Origin of the sequence: Pseudomonas sp. (genome assembly GCF_050739935.1) — a bacterium.
GTDB lineage: Bacteria > Pseudomonadota > Gammaproteobacteria > Pseudomonadales > Pseudomonadaceae > Aquipseudomonas.
The window spans coordinates 1-19,461 of sequence record NZ_JBOICF010000118.1 but is presented as its reverse complement, the minus strand read 5'-3'; the positions used below and the strand labels follow the sequence as shown (position 1 = coordinate 19,461).

The following is a 19,461-nucleotide window of genomic DNA, read 5'->3' as shown; positions in this document are numbered from 1 at the left end:
GTGGGAGCGAATTCATTCGCGAGAAGCCCTTACATCCGATGCATCTCTGGCGGATGTACTACCGCAGCGCGAATGAATTCGCTCCCACAGGTTGATCATCGCCCTTCACGTTAAACAGACACGTCCTATCCCAGTAACTCGCGCAACACCTGAACAAACGCGCGGCTGCTTTCTTCTTCATCAGCATGCCGGCCGTCGCGGATTACCCAACGGCCGTTGACCATCACCTCTCGAATCTGCCGATCGCCCCCTGCAAACAGCCAGCGGTTGAGGATCGCGTCGCCCGAAGCAGTGGCCAGGTACGGGTCATTGCCATCGAGCACCAGCCAGTCCGCGCGTTTACCGACTTCCAGAGCGCCGATCGGTTGGCCCATTGCCTGAGCACCACCGACCAACGCTGCGTCATACAACGTCCGGCCAACCATTGGCTGATCGGCACGGTACAGTCGATTGCGCCGCTGATCACGCAAGCGCTGCCCATACTCCAGCCAGCGCAGCTCTTCGACCACGCTGAGCGAGACATGGCTGTCCGAGCCAATCCCCCAACGCCCGCCCTGAGCGATGTAGTCGACCGCCGGGAAAATCCCGTCGCCCAGGTTCGCTTCGGTGGTCAGGCACAAACCCGCCACCGCACCACTTCTGGCCATTGATGTCACTTCATCGGCTTCGGCGTGAGTCGCGTGCACCAGACACCAGCGCTCATCGACATCGACGTTTTCATACAGCCATTGCAGCGGACGACGCCCGCTCCAGCTCAGGCAGTCATCGACTTCCTTTTGCTGTTCGGCGATATGAATGTGGACCGGGCACCGCTTGTCGCTGTCGGCCAGCACCTCACTGATCTGCTGCGGAGTAACGGCTCGCAACGAGTGAAAACACAGCCCCAGCGCCTGCGCCGGTTGCGCGTTGATGATCGGACTCAGGCGCGATTGCAGGTCCAGATAACTTTCGGTGCTGTTGATGAACCTGCGCTGCCCTTCGTTGGGCGGCAGGCCGCCGAAACCCGAGTGGGTGTACAGCACTGGCAGCAGGGTCATGCCGATCCCGACGGAACCGGCCGCCTGACTGACCTGCACGGCCAGCTCGGCAGGATTGGCGTACGGCTTGCCAGCGGCGTCCTGATGAACGTAGTGAAATTCCGCTACCGAGGTAAAGCCGCCCTTGAGCATTTCGATGTACAGCTGCCGCGCGATGACGCCCAGTTGCTGCGGGCTGATCTGGCCGACCAAGCGGTACATCAAATCACGCCATGTCCAAAAGCTGTCATTCGGATTGCCCACGACTTCCGCCAGCCCGGCCATCGCGCGCTGAAATGCATGGGAGTGCAAATTAGGCATGCCCGGCACCACTGGACCGGTGATCAGCTCGGCGCCCTGACGATCGGCATCGGCCTGGACGCTGGTCAGAAAACCATCAACGCTGACCTCAAAACGCACGTTATTGGCCCAGCCAGCAGGCAATAACGCTCGTTCGGCAAAGAAAACGGACATTGTTTCGCACTCCTCGCGTGAAATTGTCTATACATATACAGACGTTTGCCTGCTCGGTAAACTGCGGCAAGCTTGTCGGCGCTCGCGTTAATGGTTAGCGTGGGCGCTGTTCGTAGCTTGTTCACTCATTGATCGATCATGCCTGACAAGGATTTTTCTGTGCCGACTCCGCCTGCCAATTCTCCGCTGGCCGCCCAGATGGGTGACAGTCCGGCGCCGCTCTACGCCCGGGTGAAGCAAATGATCACCCAGCAGATCCAGAACGGAACCTGGCCGCCGCATCACCGCGTGCCGTCCGAAAGCGAGCTGGTGACTCAACTCGGCTTCAGCCGCATGACCATCAACCGCGCACTGCGCGAGATGACAGCCGAAGGTATGCTGGTGCGCATGCAGGGCGTCGGTACGTTCGTGGCTGAACCCAAGACCCAGTCCGCGCTGTTTGAAGTGCACAACATCGCCGATGAAATCGCCTCACGCGGCCATGTCCATACCTGCGAGGTGATCGTTCTCTGCGAAGAAGCCGCGGGCTCCGAACGTGCGCTGGCTTTGGACATGCGTGAAGGCCAGCGGGTGTTCCATTCGCTGATCGTGCACTTCGAAAACGACATTCCCGTGCAAATAGAGGACCGCTTCGTCAATGCGCTGGTCGCGCCGGACTATCTGCAGCAGGACTTCACCAAACAGACCCCATACGCCTATCTCAATCAGGTCGCGCCGCTGACCGAGGGTGAGCACGTGGTCGAGGCGATTCTGGCCGATCCTGACGAGTGCAAGCTGTTGCAAATCGAAAAGGGCGAGCCGTGCCTGCTGGTACGGCGCCGCACCTGGTCAGGACGCCAACCGGTGACCGCTGCGCGCCTGATTCACCCTGGCTCACGCCATCGTCTGGAAGGACGTTTCAGCAAATGACTCAACTGACTGTTCTGCGTGCCGCCGATTATCCGCGCATGCCCTGGAAAAACGGCGGTGGCAGCACCGAGGAAATCACCCGCGACGCAGGCGAGGGCCTGGACGGCTTCGGCTGGCGTCTGTCGATTGCAGACATCGGCGAATCGGGCGGCTTTTCGCTGTTCGCCGGTTACCTGCGCATCATCACCGTGCTGCAAGGCGCGGGCATGACGCTGAATATCGACGGCAGGGACAGCGAAGCGTTGCTGCCGTCCGACCCGTTTGCCTTCAGTGGCGACAGTCAGGTCTCTTGCACATTGCTGGATGGGCCGATCCGCGATTTCAATCTGATCTACGCTCCGACCCGCTATCGTGCGCGCCTGCAATGGATCGACGTGCTGCAGCCCCAGCGGTTTTTCAGCTCGGCCAATGTGTTTTTGGTGTTCAGCGCGGCCGAGCAGATAGCAGCCAATGTCGGCGAACATCCGCCGCAATTGCTGGAGCGGCACGATTGTCTGCAGGTGGACAATGCCGAAGGAGCGTTGCTGGAGGTGGTGCTGTACGCGCCACGGGCGAGCCGGGCTTGTGTGATTGAACTTACCGCAATTTAAGATTCTGTCTTGCGGGCGCAGCTTCTGCCCGGAGGGCGTAGGCCCACACGCCTTCGGCAGAAGCCGTTCGGCATCAGCCTGAAGCAACCAGACAAGGACGCGCATGACACCGCTCAATCCCGACAAACAAACCCCGCGTGCGATAGCCATTCTCGCCAGTTTCCTTGCCTCGGAATCTGCCGGCGGGATCGTATTGATGGGCGCTGCCCTGGCCGCGATCATCGTCGCCAACTCCCCCATCGCCTCGTTTTACTTTGCGGCGCTGCACAGCGTTTGGGGTGGGTTGTCGATCGAGCTGTGGATCAACGATGGCCTGATGGCGATCTTCTTTCTGATGGTCGGACTGGAAATAAAACGCGAAGTGTTGGCCGGCGGACTTGCCAGTTGGGGCCAGCGCGCGCTGCCCGGTTTCGCGGCGGCGGGCGGGATGCTGGTTCCGGCCCTGATCTACGTCGGGATCAATTCGGGCAACGCCCAAACCCTCAGCGGTTGGGCGATTCCGGCAGCCACCGACATTGCGTTTGCGCTTGGCGTTTTGTCATTGCTGGGCAAGCGCGTCCCTACTTCGCTGAAGGTCTTTCTTGCCGCGCTGGCGATTCTCGATGATCTGGGCGCTGTGACCATCATCGCCCTGTTCTACAGCACTGGCCTGAATCTGCCGATGCTCGGCGCCTCGTTCGCGACGCTTGCGGTGCTGGTGATCATGAATCGCATGGGCGTTCAGCGCCTGTTGCCCTATTTGCTGCTCGGCCTGCTGCTGTGGTTCTTCGTACTGCAGTCCGGCGTGCACGCGACGCTGGCGGGTGTGGCGCTGGCGTTGTGTATCCCGCTGGGAACCCGACAGGAGGAAGCCCGCTCGCCGCTGTTGTTTCTTGAAGAGAAGATGCATTACTGGGTGGCGTTCGCCGTGGTTCCGGTGTTCGGGTTTGCCAACGCCGGCGTTTCGTTGTCCGGGATTACCCTCGGCAATCTGGTTGACTCGGTGCCGCTGGGTGTAGCGTTGGGCCTGTTCGTCGGCAAGCAGATTGGTGTGTTTCTGGCGGCGGCATTGGCGATTCGCGCTGGCTTGGCAACATTGCCCGAGGGCAGTAACTGGGTGCAGATGTATGGCGTTGCGCTGCTCTGCGGAATTGGTTTTACCATGAGCCTGTTCATCGGCAACCTGGCGTTTCCCGGCGCGCCGCATCTGATCGATGAAGTGAAGGTCGGGGTATTGATGGGGTCGATCGTCTCGGCGGTGGTTGGGATCGTGGTCCTGCGTAGCCGGCTGAGCAGAAGCTGATAGGCCGCCTGCTCTGTACCATCGGCGTCAGACCCGCCCTGACGCACCATCGATCATCGATCATCGGCCGTATCTGGTCCTGAGACGAAACGTCTCGCCAATAGCTATTGGTTTTTGGTGAAGTCGCGCCTATCAATAGAAAAAGCCGTCCCCGTGCGTCGTAACAGTGTGTTTCAAGGATGCATCGGCGGTTATTCTCATCAACATATCGCACACGCATCTGTGCGCCGTCGGGCACGGTAAACGCCTGTATCGAGCGCGGCCATGCCGTGCTGCGGGAGTGTTTGGGATGAGTGAAAAACAAGACAAGATTCCGGATCTCGACGTCCAGACCCTGGCTGGCGAATACGTGCTGGGCACCCTGACGGCGGATCAGCGCGCCGAAGTCCAGGAGCGTCTGGCCCATGACCCGGCGTTGCGCAAAGCCATCGACGGATGGAAGTCGCGGTTGCTGACGCTGACTGCGCTGTCCGAACCTCAAACGCCTTCTTCACGCTTCCGGGACCGTATCGAGCGCAATCTCGGCGGGCTGGCGTTCGTCCAGACAAAAGGCAAAACCAGGCGCATTAAACACCGCATCCATTGGTGGGATAACGCCAGCTTCTGGCGTGCGCTGACGGGTATAGGACTGGCGGCATCGGTGATTCTAAGCACCCAGTTGCTGGGCCAGGTACCGACCCCTCCCCCGCCCGCGTTTCTGGCCGTGCTGTCGTCACCGCAAAGCAACGCCCCCGGATGGGTGATTCAGGCCAGTAACATTCGCGGGATTCAATTGGTGCCTGTGGACAAGGTAGAGGTCCCGCCAGGCAAGGTGCTGCAGTTCTGGACCCGGGCCGATGACTGGGAAGGGCCTATTTCGCTGGGGCTGGTCGGGCCGGGAGAGACGCTGAAGGTGCCAACCGACCGCTTGCCGCCTTTGCAGCCCAATCAGCTGTTCGAGCTGTCGCTGGAAAAAGCCGGAGGTTCGCCACTGAACAAGCCCAGCGGCCCGGTCCAGTTTGTCGGGCGAGCGGTGAAGGCAGGATAACCATCACCGCGTGCCTGCTTTCGGTCCGCTCTTCCAGTAACAAGGCGGCTGAGGGCACGGGGTTTACCCAGCTCCACCAATGACACCGGCCATGCGCACAATACCGTACCCCCCGCCGCACACTGCTTTCTGTTACCGATTGCACCGTCGCGGGGCGCGCGCACCTAAAAGTAACAACTGCGGCTTCTTTAGACCCCCTCATCCGGCCCCCCCTCATAAACGCTAAAACCGCTGCAAACGAGACAGGGCGCTGCTTGGCGCCCTTTTGATTCTGTTTCCAGAAAGTTGGCCCTTTGGTTGCATATGCTTGTATGTACAAGTAAATATGAGTATGCAAGAGTACGGTCGGTGCACCGCTTCGATTCACAGCCAGCGGCGCCTGATTGGCCAGATTCATATTCCGCCTGTTCGACACAGGCACCGTCAGCCCAGTGCCTGGGCCGGATTGATCATCGAGGATTGTTACGTGACTACTGACAACAAAACCCCAGCCCAGCAATGGACCAAACGCCGCGACGTGGAAATCCGCGCGGCCCGTGGCACTCAACTGACCGCCAAAAGCTGGCTGACCGAAGCGCCGCTGCGGATGTTGATGAACAACCTGGACCCAGAAGTCGCCGAGAACCCGAATGAGCTGGTGGTCTACGGCGGTATCGGTCGTGCGGCGCGTAACTGGGAGTGTTACGACAAGATCGTCGAAAGCCTGACCAACCTGAACGATGACGAGACGCTGCTGGTGCAATCCGGCAAGCCAGTCGGCGTGTTCAAGACCCACAGCAACGCACCCCGCGTGCTGATCGCCAACTCCAACCTGGTGCCGCACTGGGCCAGCTGGGAACACTTCAACGAACTGGACGCCAAGGGCCTGGCCATGTACGGCCAGATGACCGCCGGCAGCTGGATCTACATCGGCAGCCAGGGCATCGTTCAGGGCACCTATGAAACCTTCGTCGAAGCCGGTCGCCAGCACTATGACGGCAACCTGAAAGGCCGCTGGGTATTGACCGCAGGCTTGGGCGGCATGGGTGGCGCACAGCCTCTGGCCGCTACTTTGGCTGGCGCTTGCTCGCTGAACATCGAATGCCAGCAGAGCCGCATCGACTTCCGCCTGAAAACCCGTTACGTCGACGAGCAGGCCACCGACCTGGACGATGCTCTGGCGCGCATCGCCAAATACACGGCCGAAGGCAAGGCAATTTCCATCGCACTGTGTGGCAACGCCGCTGAAATCCTGCCGGAAATGGTCCGCCGGGGCGTACGCCCGGACATGGTCACCGACCAGACCAGCGCCCACGATCCGCTCAACGGCTACCTGCCAAAAGGCTGGACCTGGGAGCAGTACCGCGACCGCGCCGCCACCGAGCCTGCCGCTGTGGTCAAGGCCGCCAAGCAGTCGATGGCCGAGCACGTCGAAGCCATGCTGGCGTTCCAGAAACAAGGCATTCCGACCTTCGACTACGGCAACAACATCCGTCAGATGGCCAAGGAAGAAGGCGTGAGCAACGCGTTCGATTTCCCGGGCTTCGTCCCTGCGTATATCCGTCCGCTGTTCTGCCGTGGCATCGGTCCGTTCCGCTGGGCGGCGCTGTCGGGCAACCCCGAAGACATTTACAAGACCGACGCCAAGGTTAAAGAGCTGATCCCGGACGACGCGCACCTGCACAACTGGCTGGACATGGCCCGCGAGCGCATCAGCTTCCAGGGTCTGCCGGCGCGTATCTGCTGGGTCGGTCTGGGTCAGCGCGCCAAGCTGGGGCTGGCGTTCAACGAAATGGTCCGTCGTGGCGAGCTTTCCGCGCCGGTCGTGATCGGTCGTGATCATCTGGATTCCGGCTCGGTCGCCAGCCCCAACCGCGAAACCGAATCGATGCAAGACGGCTCCGACGCTGTGTCCGACTGGCCGTTGCTCAACGCCCTGCTCAACACCGCCAGCGGCGCGACCTGGGTTTCGCTGCACCATGGCGGCGGCGTCGGCATGGGCTTCTCGCAGCACTCGGGCATGGTCATCGTCTGTGACGGCACCGACGAAGCCGCCGAGCGCATCGCCCGCGTTCTGCACAACGACCCGGCGACCGGCGTCATGCGTCACGCCGACGCTGGTTACCAGATCGCGATCGACTGCGCCAAAGAGCAGGGTTTGAACCTGCCAATGATCGATAACTGATCGAAGCCCACGGGTATACGCAACACCTGTGGGAGCGAATTCATTCGCGATAGGCACTTTCAGGCGATGAATCTCCACCGCCTGGTCCGACGTCATCGCGAATGAATTCGCTTCCACGGGGGCGGGTTCAGCAATGAATCCAGCGTGGTTCGCACAGTTTTTATTTGATGTCCTGCCCAGATTTTTGAGGATGTTTCAGATGGCTGTTTCAGATGATCGTGCTGCAAATGCTTCCGTGATCGAAAGGCGTTCGATCGACTACATCCCTGACGCGGAAAGACATGGCCGTCTGTTCAGTCAATTCACCCTGTGGCTGGGTGCCAACCTGCAGATCACCGCGATCGTCACCGGGGCGCTGGCCGTGGTGCTGGGCGGCGATGTGTTCTGGTCGCTGATCGGCCTGTTCATCGGGCAACTGCTGGGCGGCGGCGTCATGGCGCTGCACGCGGCGCAGGGTCCTAAACTGGGTCTGCCGCAGATGATTTCCAGTCGGGTGCAATTCGGCGTCTACGGGGCAGTGATCCCGCTGGTGCTGGTTTGCCTGATGTACATCGGTTTTTCCGCCAGCGGCTCGTTGCTGGCAGGCCAGGCAGTCGCACAACTGATTCAGGTGCCGGACTGGCAAGGCATCGTGCTGTTCGCTGCGGCCATCGTCATCCTGACCATCTTCGGCTACCGGGTCATCCACATGATCGGTCGGGTCGCCAGCATCATCGGCGTGATCGCCTTCCTCTACCTGTTCGGTGCATTGCTGGCAGGCAACGATGTCGGAGCGCTGCTGGGCAACAAGCACTTTTCGCTGAGCAGCTTCCTGCTGGCGATCTCCCTGTCCGCCTCGTGGCAGATTGCGTTCGGGCCGTATGTCGCCGACTACTCGCGCTATCTGCCGCGCAGTACTTCGGCCAGCAAGACGTTCTGGGCCGTGGGTCTGGGTTCGGTGATCGGCGCGCAGGCGTCGATGGTGTTCGGCGTGTTCGCGGCAGCATTGGCTGGCAAGAATTTCGCCCACCATGAGGTTTCCTACATCGTCGGTCTGGGCGGAACGGGTACGGTGGCGGCGGCGCTGTATTTCAGCATCGCGTTCGGCAAGGTGACCATCACCACGCTCAATGCCTACGGCAGCTTCATGTCGATTGCCACCATCGTCAGCGGTTTCCGCGGCAACCGGCATATTTCCAGCGCCCTGCGCCTGACCTACATCTTCGTCATGGTCGGTATCGCCACCGCGCTGGCTCTGCTGGGCAAGGATTCGTTCCTCAAGGATTTCTCGGCGTTCATTCTGTTCCTGTTGGCGTTCTTCACGCCGTGGAGCGCGATCAACCTGGTGGATTTCTACTGCATCTCGAAAGAACGCTACGACATCCCTGCCCTGTCCAATCCTGACGGCCGGTATGGCCGCTGGAACTGGATCGGCATCGGTATCTACGTCATCGGCGTACTGATTCAGATGCCATTCATCTCAACTCATTTCTATACCGGCCCTCTGGTCGCGAGCCTCGATGACACAGATATCTCATGGATCATCGGCCTGGTGGTGCCTGCCGTGCTGTATTACGTGGCCGCCAGAAAGTGGCCAGGGAAAATTGCCGATCACCTGATCCTGCCGACAGAGCACGAGACGACTCAATCAAGCCACAACGCGATCCCCAAGAACACGGCGGTGAACTGACTGTCCGCCATGCACGTCTGTTAGAGCTGGAGCGAGGCGGGACGGCGTTGCAAAGCGCGCCGTCCCATCGGCCGGATGCCGCCTGATTCCATTATTGCCGCAGTCCCATTCAAGACCAGGAGCGTCACACAATGATCAAGAACAAGGCCCTGCTATCCACATTGCTGACCGCAGGCTTACTCGCCAGCGGCGCCAGTCAGGCAGCGGGATGGTGTGAGTCCGGCAAGCCGGTGAAATTCGCCGGTCTGAACTGGGAGAGCGCGATGCTGCTGACCGACGTGCTGCAGGTCGTCCTGAACAAAGGCTATGGCTGTGAAGTGGACAGCCTGCCAGGCAACTCCATCACGATGGAAAACGCCCTGGGCACCAACGATATTCAGGTTTTCGCCGAGGAGTGGGTAGGCCGCAGCGAAGTGTGGAACAAGGCCGAAGCCGCGGGCAAAGTCGTAGGTGTCGGCGCTCCGGTCAAGGGCGCTGTGGAAGGTTGGTATGTACCGCGCTACGTGATCGAAGGTGACCCCAAGCGCAAGCTCGAAGCCAAGGCCCCGGACCTGAAATCGATCGCCGATCTGGGCAAATACGCGGCTGTGTTCAAGGATGCCGAAGAGCCGGAGAAAGGCCGTTTCTACAACTGCCCGGCGGGCTGGACCTGCGAGCTGGAAAACAGCGAAATGCTCAAGAGTTACGGGCTGGAAGACAAGTTCACCAACTTCCGCCCAGGCACCGGTCCCGCCCTGGATGCGGCGATTCTGTCGAGCTACAAGCGTGGCGAGCCGATCCTGGCCTACTACTGGTCGCCAACCCCGTTGATGGGCCAGGTGGACATGGTGCGCCTGGAAGAGAAAGCCGGCGTGAACAAAACCATCGAGATCAAGGTAGGCCTGTCCAAGACCTTCCACGACCAGGCGCCGGAGCTGGTGGCGGTGATGGAGAAGGTCAACATTCCAATCGACCTGCTGAATCAGAATCTGGCGCGCATGACCAAGGACCGTATCGAATCGCCAAAACTGGCGAAGATCTTCCTCAAGGAACATCCTGAGGTCTGGCACCAATGGGTCAGCGAAGACGCTGCCAAAAAGGTAGAGGCTTCGCTGTAAGGATTAGTCCGGATGCCGCAATGAAGTGGCGGTGCGCACGGACACTGTGGGAGCGGATTCATCGCGAGACGCCAGCACATTCGATACAGGTTTATCGTCTGCGCCTCTGTATCGCGAATGAATTCGCTCTCACAGGTCCTGCGTCAGCCACAGAACCAGGCAGTACCTGAACAACGGATCTGCATCACCTGATAGATCGAGACAAGCATATGTTCCCCGAAAGCTTCACGTTCTCCATCGCCGACTGGGTCAATGACTGGGTCGACAAACTGGTCACCAACTACGGCGACGTGTTCCGGCATATCTCCGATACCCTGCTGTGGGCCATCGTCAAACTCGAAGGCCTGCTGCGCATCGCGCCGTGGTGGGTATTACTGGCCATAGTCGGCATCATCGCCTGGCACGCCACCCGCAAGATCACCACCACGGCGGTGATCGTCGGTCTGCTGTTCCTGGTCGGCGCGGTCGGCCTGTGGGACAAGCTGATGCAGACGCTGGCGCTGATGCTTGTCGCGACCGTCATATCGGTGATCATCGGCGTGCCGCTGGGCATTCTGTCGGCGCGCAGCAATCGCCTGCGCTCGGTGCTGATGCCGCTACTCGACATCATGCAGACCATGCCCAGCTTCGTGTACCTGATCCCGGTGCTGATGCTCTTCGGTCTGGGCAAGGTTCCGGCGATCTTCGCCACGGTGATCTACGCCGCGCCGCCGCTGATTCGCCTGACTGACCTGGGCATTCGGCAGGTCGACGGCGAAGTCATGGAAGCGATCAATGCGTTCGGCGCCAACCGCTGGCAGCAACTGTTCGGCGTGCAGCTACCGCTGGCCCTGCCGAGCATCATGGCCGGGATTAACCAGACCACCATGATGGCCCTGTCGATGGTGGTGATCGCCTCGATGATCGGCGCCCGTGGCCTGGGTGAAGACGTGCTGGTGGGTATTCAGACCCTCAACGTCGGTCGAGGCCTGGAGGCAGGTCTGGCGATCGTCATCCTGGCGGTGGTGATCGACCGCATTACGCAGGCCTATGGCCGTCCACGGCATGAGGCGAGCAAATGATGAACGCTGAAACTACGAACACCGGCGGCAAAATCATCGTCAACAACGTGTACAAGATCTTCGGCAGCCGCGCCAAGGAAGCGCTGGCGATGGTCCAGCAGAACCAGAGCAAGGATCAGGTGCTGGCGCAGACCGGCTGCGTGGTCGGCGTGAACGACCTGTCGCTGTCCATCGGCAGCGGCGAGATCTTCGTGATCATGGGCCTGTCGGGTTCCGGCAAGTCGACCCTGGTGCGCCACTTCAATCGCCTGATCGACCCAACCAGCGGCGAAATTCTGGTGGATGGCGAGAACATCCTGACCTACGACATGGAAGCGCTGCGCAACTTCCGTCGGCACAAGATAAGCATGGTGTTCCAGAGCTTCGGCCTGCTGCCGCACAAGACCGTGATCGACAACGTCGCCTACGGCCTGACCATTCGTGGCGAGAGCAGGAAGCAGTGTGCCGAGCGCGCGCAACACTGGATCACCACGGTGGGCCTGAAGGGCTACGAGAAGAAATACCCGCATCAGTTGTCCGGCGGCATGCGTCAGCGCGTGGGCCTGGCCCGCGCACTCGCGGCCGACACCGACATCATCCTGATGGACGAAGCCTTCAGCGCCCTTGACCCACTGATCCGCGCCGAAATGCAGGATCAGTTGCTGGAGCTGCAATCGACTCTGAAGAAGACCATCGTCTTCATCACCCACGACCTCGATGAAGCCGTGCGCATCGGCAATCGCATCGCCATTCTCAAGGATGGCCGGTTGATCCAGGTCGGCACACCGAAAGAAATCCTCTACTCGCCAGCCGACGATTACGTTGATCGTTTCGTCCAGCGGCGCGTGGCGACAATTTAAGGACGGCGGTAGTCATGTCGCGAGCAGAACAGATCATCATCGGCGAGGCACAGGTCACTTGGCAGGACATCACTGCGGTGGCCCGTCACGGCGCAGCACTGGCCCTGTCCGACAGCGCCTGGGCGCGCATCGACAACGCGCAGGCCATCGTGCAAAGCATCGTTAGCAACGGCGAGCGCGCCTATGGCGTGAATACCGGGCTGGGCGCGCTGTGCAACGTGTCGCTGCAAGGCGAGCAGTTGAGTCGCCTGTCGCGTAATACCTTGCTCAGTCATGCCTGCGGTGTCGGCCCGGCTCTGCCGGACGAGCAGACCCGCGCGATCATCTGCGCCGCGATCATCAACTACAGCCAGGGTAAATCCGGGATTCATCGTCAGGTGGTGCAGGCGCTGCTGGCCCTGCTCAACCGGCACATCACGCCACAGGTGCCATCGCAGGGTTCGGTGGGCTATCTGACGCACATGGCGCACATCGGCGTGGCGCTGCTGGGCGTCGGTCAGGTCAGCTATCGCGGCCAAGTGGTGTCGGCGTTGCAGGCGCTGAGCGAAGAAGGTTTGTCGCCGGTCGAACTCGGGGCCAAGGACGGGCTGTGTCTGGTCAACGGTACGCCGTGCATGACCGGGCTCGGTTGCCTGGCGATTGCCGACGTCAATCGTCTGATGCAATGGGCCGACGTGATCAGCGCCATGACCTTCGAAGGTCTGCGCGGGCAGTTGGATGCGTTCGATGAAACCATCATCGCGCTCAAGCCGCATCCGGGCATGCAGCAGGTCGGCAAAAACCTGCGCGGCCTGCTGGCGGGCAGCGAAGTGCTCGCCAACAGTCAAGGCATTCGCACTCAGGACGCCTTGAGCATCCGCTCCATTCCGCAGGTCCATGGGGCCACCCGCGACCAACTCGCCCACGCCACGCGGCAGATCGAAACCGAGCTCAACTCGGCCACCGACAACCCGTTGCTGCTGGGCACGCCCGAGGCCTATCGCGTTATTTCACAGGCAAACCCCCACGGTCAGTCCGTCGCAATGGCCGCCGACTTGCTGGCGATTGCCATGGCCGAACTGGGCTCGATTGCCGAGCGACGTCTGGATCGCCTGATCAATCCGACGGTCAGCGGCCTGCCCGCGTTTCTGGTCAGCCAGCCGGGGGTCAACTCCGGAATGATGATCGTGCAGTACGTCGCCGCTTCACTGTGCGCGGAAAACCGCCAGCTGGCGCAACCGGCGGTCATCGACAACTACGTGACCTCGGGTCTGCAGGAGGATCATCTGAGCATGGGCACCAGCGCTGCCTTGAAGCTGCACAAGGTGCTGGAGAACGTAACGCAGATCCTCGCCATCGAGTATCTGCTGGCCGCTCAGGCTTTCGAATTCTTCAAGGGCCCGCGTTTCGGCGTCGGCACCGAAGCGGCCTGGCGCCTGCTGCGCGAGCGCGTTCCGGCCTATGACGAAGATCGCTGGCTGGCCCCGGACATCGCCAGCAGCGTGACCCTGCTCAAGAACGAAGAGTCACTGGAAACCGTATTTCAGGTCTGTCGCGACTACGCGACGAACACTCACCACAACAGCAACAGCAACAGTCGCAGCTCGAGCGCCACAAGCGCCGGACAGGCAGGAGCCAGTCCTGAGCCGACCGAAATCAATGAAGGAGTAGCAGCATCGTGACCGACACCCAAAAGGCGACCCCGCTGAATCTGATCCCCGGCCAGCTGACCCTGGCGCAACTGCGCGCGATCTACCAGCAACCCGTGACCCTGAGCCTGGACCCCAGCGCCGATCAGCAGATCGAGGACAGCGTGGCCTGCGTCGAGCAGATCCTGGCCGAGAACCGCACGGCCTACGGCATCAACACTGGCTTCGGCCTGCTGGCTTCGACCCGCATCGCCAGCGCCGATCTGGAAAACCTGCAGCGCTCGCTGGTGCTCTCCCACGCAGCGGGCGTCGGTCAGCCGCTCAGCGATGATCTGGTGCGCCTGATCATGGTGCTCAAGGTCAACAGCCTGAGTCGCGGTTTCTCCGGTATTCGTCGTCAGGTCATCGACGCGCTGATTACCTTGATCAACGCCGAGGTTTATCCACACATCCCGCTCAAGGGTTCGGTCGGTGCATCAGGTGATCTTGCGCCACTGGCGCACATGTCGCTGGTGCTGCTGGGCGAAGGCAAGGCGCGGTACAAAGGCCAATGGCTGAGTGCCGTTGAAGCTTTGGCGGTCGCCGGTCTCACGCCGCTGACGCTGGCGGCGAAGGAAGGTCTGGCACTGCTCAACGGCACTCAGGTGTCGACCGCTTATGCGCTGCGCGGCCTGTTCGAAGCCGAAGACCTATTCGCCGGTGCCCTGAGCTGCGGCGCGCTGACGGTTGAAGCGGTCCTGGGCTCGCGCGCGCCGTTCGACCCGCGCATTCATGCCGCACGGGGGCAACGCGGACAGATCGACTCGGCTGCGGCCTATCGCGATCTGCTGGGCGATGGTAGCCAGGTCTCTGAATCCCATCGCGACTGCGACAAGGTTCAGGATCCCTACTCCCTGCGTTGCCAGCCACAAGTCATGGGCGCCTGCCTGACTCAGTTGCGTCAGGCCGCCGAAGTGCTGGCGATCGAATCCAACGCGGTCTCCGACAACCCGCTGGTGTTCGCGGCCGAAGGCGAAGTGATTTCCGGCGGCAACTTCCACGCCGAGCCGGTGGCCATGGCCGCTGACAACATCGCGCTGGCCATCGCCGAAATCGGTTCACTGAGCGAACGCCGCACCTCGCTGATGATGGACAAGCACATGTCGCAGCTGCCGCCATTCCTGGTAGCCAACGGGGGTGTGAACTCCGGCTTCATGATTGCGCAGGTGACCGCCGCGGCATTGGCCAGCGAAAACAAGGCGCTGGCCCATCCGCACAGCGTCGACAGCCTGCCGACCTCCGCCAACCAGGAAGACCATGTGTCGATGGCCCCGGCAGCTGGCAAGCGTTTGTGGGAAATGGCGGAAAACACTCGCGGCGTGCTGGCTGTAGAATGGCTGGCTGCGTGTCAGGGTCTGGACCTGCGCAATGGTCTGAAGACCTCGGAAAAACTGGAAATCGCCCGCACCACCCTGCGCGGCAAGGTCCCGTTCTACGAAAAAGACCGCTTCTTCGCCCCTGACATCGAGGCCGCCACCGAGCTTCTGGCTTCCAATTGCCTGAGCGAACTGGTGTCTGCTGACCTGCTGCCGAGCTTCTGATCGGGGACAGGCCAGGAGGGCCTGTCATTGGAATGATCGGGTATACGCAACGCTCGCGCCCACAGACGCGCGAGCATCGCCGCCCGGTCATTTCGCAGCACGAGAAAGACTAGGAAAAAGCGTGAGATGAAATCGCAAAACGCAACAGATCTGAAACGCGGGCTCAGCGCCCGTCACATTCGCTTCATGGCGCTGGGTTCGGCGATCGGCACCGGGCTGTTCTATGGCTCGGCCTCGGCGATCAAACTGGCAGGCCCCGCCGTGCTGCTGGTCTATTTGATCGCGGGGGCGGCGGTGTACATGGTCATGCGCGCCTTGGGCGAGATGGCTGTACGCAACCCGGTGGCTGGCTCTTTCAGCGAGTACGCCAGCACCTATCTGGGCCCCATGGCCGGGTTCGTGCTCGGTTGGACGTATGCGTTCGAGATGATCATCGTCTGCCTGGCCGACGTCACGGCATTCGGGATTTACATGGGTTTCTGGTTCCCCGACGTGCCTCGATGGATCTGGGTGCTCGGCATCGTATTTGTGATTGGCGCGCTCAATCTGTGCAGCGTCAAGGTATTTGGCGAAACCGAATTCTGGCTGTCGCTGCTCAAGGTCGGCGCGATCATCGCGATGATCCTCGCAGGCTTCGGCATCCTGCTATTCGGCATCGGTTCGATTTCGGGCGAGAGCGTCAGCCACGTGAGCAACCTATGGACGCAGGGCGGCTTCATGCCCAATGGCGTCGGCGGGATGGTCGCGGCGCTGGCGGTGGTGATGTTCGCGTTTGGCGGCATCGAAATCATCGGCGTGGCTGCCGGCGAAGCGCGTAATCCGGAGCGCGTGATCCCTCGTGCGATCAATGCCGTGCCGCTGCGCATCCTGCTGTTTTACGTGCTGACGCTGTTCGTGCTGATGTCGCTGTATCCGTGGCAGGACATCGGCAATCAGGGCAGCCCGTTCGTCCAGATTTTCGACAAGCTGGGGATTTCCTCGGCGGCGATCATCCTCAACATCGTGGTGATCTCAGCTGCGGTGTCAGCGATCAACAGCGATATTTTCGGCGCCGGTCGCATGATGTATGGCCTGGCAAAACAGGGTCAGGCGCCCAAAGGCTTCGCGCAATTATCAGCCAATGGCGTGCCGTGGATGACCGTGCTGGTGATGGGCGCTGCCCTGCTGTGCGGCGTGGTGCTGAACTACCTGATCCCGGAGAACGTGTTCCTGCTGATCGCCTCCATCGCGACCTTTGCCACCGTGTGGGTCTGGCTGATGATTCTGGTCACGCAGATCGCGATGCGTCGCTCGATGAGCGCTGAAGACGTCGCGCAACTGAAATTCCCGGTGCCGTTCTGGCCGGTCGCGCCCATCGCCGCCACCTTGTTCATGGTGTTCGTATTCGCGGTGCTGGGTTATTTCCCGGATTCGCAACCGGCCTTGGTGGTCGGTGTGGTGTGGATCGTGCTGCTGGTGATTGCTTATCGGGTTTGGGTGAAGCCCAACCAAACCCAAGGCAATCTAGAGGCAAACCGCTGATTTGTTGACTGACCCATAACCTGCGGGAGCAAATGCATTCGCGATAGGCCAGTACATCCAACACATTTCCATCGGATGTACGATTTTTCGCGAATAAATTCGCTCCCACAGGGTTCTGCGCATGACGCACATGGCACGACTAAAAACTCTGGAGGCATCGATGAAAACGCTCTGGCATAACTGTCACGCAGCAAGCATGGCAAACGGCACTTACTCGATCATCGAGGATGCCGCCATCGTCACCGAAGGAGCGCATATCGCCTGGATCGGCCCGCTGGGCGAGTTGCCGGATCAGGGCGAGCTGAACCGCGTCGACCTGAACGGTGCCTGGGTCACGCCTGGGCTGATCGACTGCCACACCCACACGGTGTTCGGCGGCAATCGCAGTGGCGAATTCGAGCAGCGCCTGCAAGGGGTCAGTTATGCCGAGATCGCAGCGGCTGGAGGCGGTATCGCCAGCACGGTGCGGGCCACGCGGGCGGCCAGCGAAGAGCAGCTGTACGCCAGCGCCGAGCGCCGTTTACAGCAACTGCTCAACGATGGCGTGACCACGGTCGAGATCAAATCCGGCTACGGCCTGGACCTGGCCAACGAGCGCAAGATGCTTCGGGTGATTCGTCAACTCGGCGAAAAACTCCCCGTCACCGTACGTAGCACCTGCCTCGCTGCTCATGCCTTGCCCCCCGAATACAAGGACCGCGCCGACGATTACATCGCCCATGTCTGCAGTGAAATGCTGCCTGCGCTGGCGGCGGAAGATCTGGTCGATGCGGTCGATGCGTTCTGCGAATACCTGGCGTTTTCCCCGGAGCAGGTCGAGCAGGTGTTCATCACCGCAGGTCAACTCGGCCTGCCGGTGAAGCTGCACGCCGAGCAACTGTCGTCGTTGCATGGTTCGAGTCTGGCGGCGCGTTATCAGGCCCTGTCCGCTGACCATCTGGAATTCATGACAGAAGAAGACGCCATCGCCATGGCCGCTTCCGACACCGTCGCGGTGCTGCTGCCGGGAGCGTTCTACTTCCTGCGCGAAACCCGGCTGCCGCCGATGGAGGCCTTGCGCAAACACGGCGTGAAAATCGCCATCGCCACCGACCTCAACCCTGGCACCTCGCCCGGCCTGTCGCTGCGATTGATGCTGAACATGGCCTGTACGCTGTTCCGCATGACGCCCGAAGAAGCCTTGGCTGGCGCCACTCTTCATGCCGCGCAGGCCTTGGGCATGGCCGATAGCCACGGCTCGCTTGAGGTCGGCAAGGTCGCCGATTTCGTCGCATGGAACATCGAGCGGCCCGCAGACCTGGCCTACTGGCTGGGCGGAGATCTGGATAAACGCGTCGTGCGTCACGGCGTTGAAAGTCGTTTCTAATCAGGAGAACACTGTGGATAAGGTTCTGAGTTTCACTCGCGGTCGCGTACCGCTGTTGATCAGCATGCCCCACCCAGGTCTGAATTTGACGCCTGTGGTGCGGGAAGGGCTGGTGGACGAAGCGGTGAGCCTGCCGGACACCGACTGGCATATCCCGCGCCTTTACGATTTCGCCCACGACCTGGGCGCCAGCGTGTTGGCTGCCGAGTATTCGCGTTTCGTCATCGATCTCAATCGCCCCTCCGATGACAAGCCGCTGTATGCCGGCGCGACCACGGGGCTGTACCCGTCGACGTTGTTCGAAGGCGATCCGCTTTTCAAGGAGGGTCAGGTCCCGAGCGAGGAAGAGCGCGCGAGTTATCTGCAGCAGATATGGACGCCGTACCACGAGACCCTGCGCGCTGAGCTTGAGCGGCTGCGTGATGAGTTCGGCTACGCCCTACTGTTCGATGCGCACTCGATCCGTGGGCACATTCCGCACCTGTTCGACGGTCGCCTGCCGGATTTCAACCTCGGCACCTTCAACGGCGCCAGCTGCGATCCTGAACTGGAAAAACGCGTAGAAGCGGTCTGCGCGGGCGCGAAAAACTACAGCCATGTGCTGAACGGACGTTTCAAGGGTGGCCACATCACCCGCCATTATGGCAACCCGGCCGAGAACATTCATGCCGTTCAACTGGAGCTAGCGCAGAGCACGTACATGGAAGAATTCGTGCCGTTCCACTACCGCCCGGATCTGGCCGATCCGACGCGCGTGGTGTTGAAGCAACTGCTTGAAGCCATGATCGCCTGGGGCCGGGAGAAGTACGGGAAGTAATGCTTCGGGCATGCGGCGCGTTCCATCAGCGAAATGATGACCCTCCGTGGGAGCGAATTCATTCGCGAGAGGTGAGCACATCAAACGAAGATTCATCGTTTGTTACACCGAATCGCGAATGAATTCGCTCCCACAGTGGACCGATGCGCAACGCAGGGTTGTGCTACTTCCTCAACAGCCGCAACCCGTTGAGCACCACCAGCAAACTCACTCCCATATCCGCAGACATTACTGGAAGCCATGATCGCCTGGGGCGGGCGAAGTACGAGAAGTAATGCTTCGGGCATGCGACGCGTTCCCTCAAGCGACATGACGACCCTCTGTGGGAGCGAATTCATTCGCGATGAGGCCGGCACAATCAAACGAAGATTCATCGTTTGTTACACCGAATCGCGAATGAATTCGCTCCCACAGTGGACCG

15 protein-coding genes are annotated in these 19,461 nt (G+C 60.9%); 14 read left to right on the top strand and 1 reads right to left on the bottom strand.

Annotated elements, in window-relative coordinates; all coding sequences use genetic code 11:
- Positions 1-125: 125 nt before the first annotated feature.
- Positions 126-1,490, bottom strand: a complete 1,365-nt coding sequence (locus ACRER8_RS23935; RefSeq protein ID WP_431748653.1) for a formimidoylglutamate deiminase — start codon at positions 1,488-1,490, stop codon at positions 126-128.
- A 138-nt stretch (positions 1,491-1,628) separates the two neighbouring features.
- Between ACRER8_RS23935 and hutC the strand changes: the two genes are divergently transcribed.
- The 14 genes from hutC to hutG all read left to right on the top strand — a co-directional run bounded on the left by hutC (position 1,629) and on the right by hutG (position 19,040).
- The gene (gene hutC, locus ACRER8_RS23930) at positions 1,629-2,399 is read left to right on the top strand and encodes a histidine utilization repressor (protein WP_431748652.1); all 771 of its coding nucleotides are present in this window, start codon (positions 1,629-1,631) and stop codon (positions 2,397-2,399) included.
- Positions 2,396-2,989: a HutD/Ves family protein gene (locus ACRER8_RS23925; RefSeq protein ID WP_431748651.1), complete on the top strand. Its 594-nt coding sequence runs from the start codon at positions 2,396-2,398 to the stop codon at positions 2,987-2,989. Before hutC ends, ACRER8_RS23925 begins: the two co-directional genes overlap by 4 nt.
- Positions 2,990-3,092: 103 nt before the next feature.
- Positions 3,093-4,271, top strand: coding sequence for a Na+/H+ antiporter NhaA (nhaA, locus tag ACRER8_RS23920; RefSeq protein WP_431748650.1), 1,179 nt, complete (start codon positions 3,093-3,095; stop codon positions 4,269-4,271).
- 289 nt (positions 4,272-4,560) lie between these two features.
- Entirely contained in the window at positions 4,561-5,298 is a 738-nt protein-coding gene (locus tag ACRER8_RS23915; protein ID WP_431748649.1) for an anti-sigma factor, read from the top strand.
- Between the two features lie 466 nt (positions 5,299-5,764).
- A complete protein-coding gene (hutU, locus tag ACRER8_RS23910; RefSeq protein ID WP_431748648.1) occupies positions 5,765-7,462 on the top strand; it encodes a urocanate hydratase in 1,698 nt (565 codons plus the stop codon).
- Between the two features lie 199 nt (positions 7,463-7,661).
- The gene (locus tag ACRER8_RS23905) at positions 7,662-9,131 is read left to right on the top strand and encodes a purine-cytosine permease family protein (RefSeq protein WP_431748647.1); all 1,470 of its coding nucleotides are present in this window, start codon (positions 7,662-7,664) and stop codon (positions 9,129-9,131) included.
- Positions 9,132-9,262: 131 nt separating this feature from the next.
- Positions 9,263-10,228, top strand: a complete 966-nt coding sequence (locus ACRER8_RS23900; RefSeq protein WP_431748646.1) for an ABC transporter substrate-binding protein — start codon at positions 9,263-9,265, stop codon at positions 10,226-10,228.
- 209 nt (positions 10,229-10,437) lie between these two features.
- Entirely contained in the window at positions 10,438-11,289 is an 852-nt protein-coding gene (locus ACRER8_RS23895) for an ABC transporter permease (protein WP_431748645.1), read from the top strand.
- The gene (locus tag ACRER8_RS23890) at positions 11,289-12,128 is read left to right on the top strand and encodes a quaternary amine ABC transporter ATP-binding protein (protein ID WP_431748654.1); all 840 of its coding nucleotides are present in this window, start codon (positions 11,289-11,291) and stop codon (positions 12,126-12,128) included. The genes ACRER8_RS23895 and ACRER8_RS23890 overlap by 1 nt, the downstream gene beginning before the upstream one ends.
- 14 nt (positions 12,129-12,142) lie before the next feature.
- On the top strand, positions 12,143-13,789 hold the full coding sequence (hutH, locus tag ACRER8_RS23885) for a histidine ammonia-lyase (RefSeq protein ID WP_431748644.1): 1,647 nt from the start codon (positions 12,143-12,145) through the stop codon (positions 13,787-13,789).
- Positions 13,786-15,336, top strand: a complete 1,551-nt coding sequence (gene hutH, locus ACRER8_RS23880; protein ID WP_431748643.1) for a histidine ammonia-lyase — start codon at positions 13,786-13,788, stop codon at positions 15,334-15,336. Before hutH (ACRER8_RS23885) ends, hutH (ACRER8_RS23880) begins: the two co-directional genes overlap by 4 nt.
- Before the next feature lie 126 nt (positions 15,337-15,462).
- Complete coding sequence (locus tag ACRER8_RS23875; RefSeq protein WP_431748642.1) at positions 15,463-16,857, top strand: amino acid permease; 1,395 nt, start codon at positions 15,463-15,465, stop codon at positions 16,855-16,857.
- A 160-nt stretch (positions 16,858-17,017) separates the two neighbouring features.
- Positions 17,018-18,223, top strand: a complete 1,206-nt coding sequence (hutI, locus tag ACRER8_RS23870; protein ID WP_431748641.1) for an imidazolonepropionase — start codon at positions 17,018-17,020, stop codon at positions 18,221-18,223.
- A 13-nt stretch (positions 18,224-18,236) separates the two neighbouring features.
- Positions 18,237-19,040, top strand: coding sequence for an N-formylglutamate deformylase (gene hutG / locus ACRER8_RS23865; RefSeq protein WP_431748640.1), 804 nt, complete (start codon positions 18,237-18,239; stop codon positions 19,038-19,040).
- Positions 19,041-19,461 lie beyond the last annotated feature (421 nt).

Bases quoted from the DNA above. Each gene is read 5' to 3' on its own strand.
- ACRER8_RS23935 (WP_431748653.1), bottom strand. From the start codon at position 1,490: ATGTCCGTTTTCTTTGCCGAACGAGCGTTATTGCCTGCTGGCTGGGCC.
- hutC (WP_431748652.1), top strand. From the start codon at position 1,629: ATGCCTGACAAGGATTTTTCTGTGCCGACTCCGCCTGCCAATTCTCCG.
- ACRER8_RS23925 (WP_431748651.1), top strand. From the start codon at position 2,396: ATGACTCAACTGACTGTTCTGCGTGCCGCCGATTATCCGCGCATGCCC.
- nhaA (WP_431748650.1), top strand. From the start codon at position 3,093: ATGACACCGCTCAATCCCGACAAACAAACCCCGCGTGCGATAGCCATT.
- ACRER8_RS23915 (WP_431748649.1), top strand. From the start codon at position 4,561: ATGAGTGAAAAACAAGACAAGATTCCGGATCTCGACGTCCAGACCCTG.
- ACRER8_RS23905 (WP_431748647.1), top strand. From the start codon at position 7,662: ATGGCTGTTTCAGATGATCGTGCTGCAAATGCTTCCGTGATCGAAAGG.
- ACRER8_RS23900 (WP_431748646.1), top strand. From the start codon at position 9,263: ATGATCAAGAACAAGGCCCTGCTATCCACATTGCTGACCGCAGGCTTA.
- ACRER8_RS23895 (WP_431748645.1), top strand. From the start codon at position 10,438: ATGTTCCCCGAAAGCTTCACGTTCTCCATCGCCGACTGGGTCAATGAC.
- ACRER8_RS23890 (WP_431748654.1), top strand. From the start codon at position 11,289: ATGAACGCTGAAACTACGAACACCGGCGGCAAAATCATCGTCAACAAC.
- hutH (WP_431748644.1), top strand. From the start codon at position 12,143: ATGTCGCGAGCAGAACAGATCATCATCGGCGAGGCACAGGTCACTTGG.
- ACRER8_RS23875 (WP_431748642.1), top strand. From the start codon at position 15,463: ATGAAATCGCAAAACGCAACAGATCTGAAACGCGGGCTCAGCGCCCGT.
- hutI (WP_431748641.1), top strand. From the start codon at position 17,018: ATGAAAACGCTCTGGCATAACTGTCACGCAGCAAGCATGGCAAACGGC.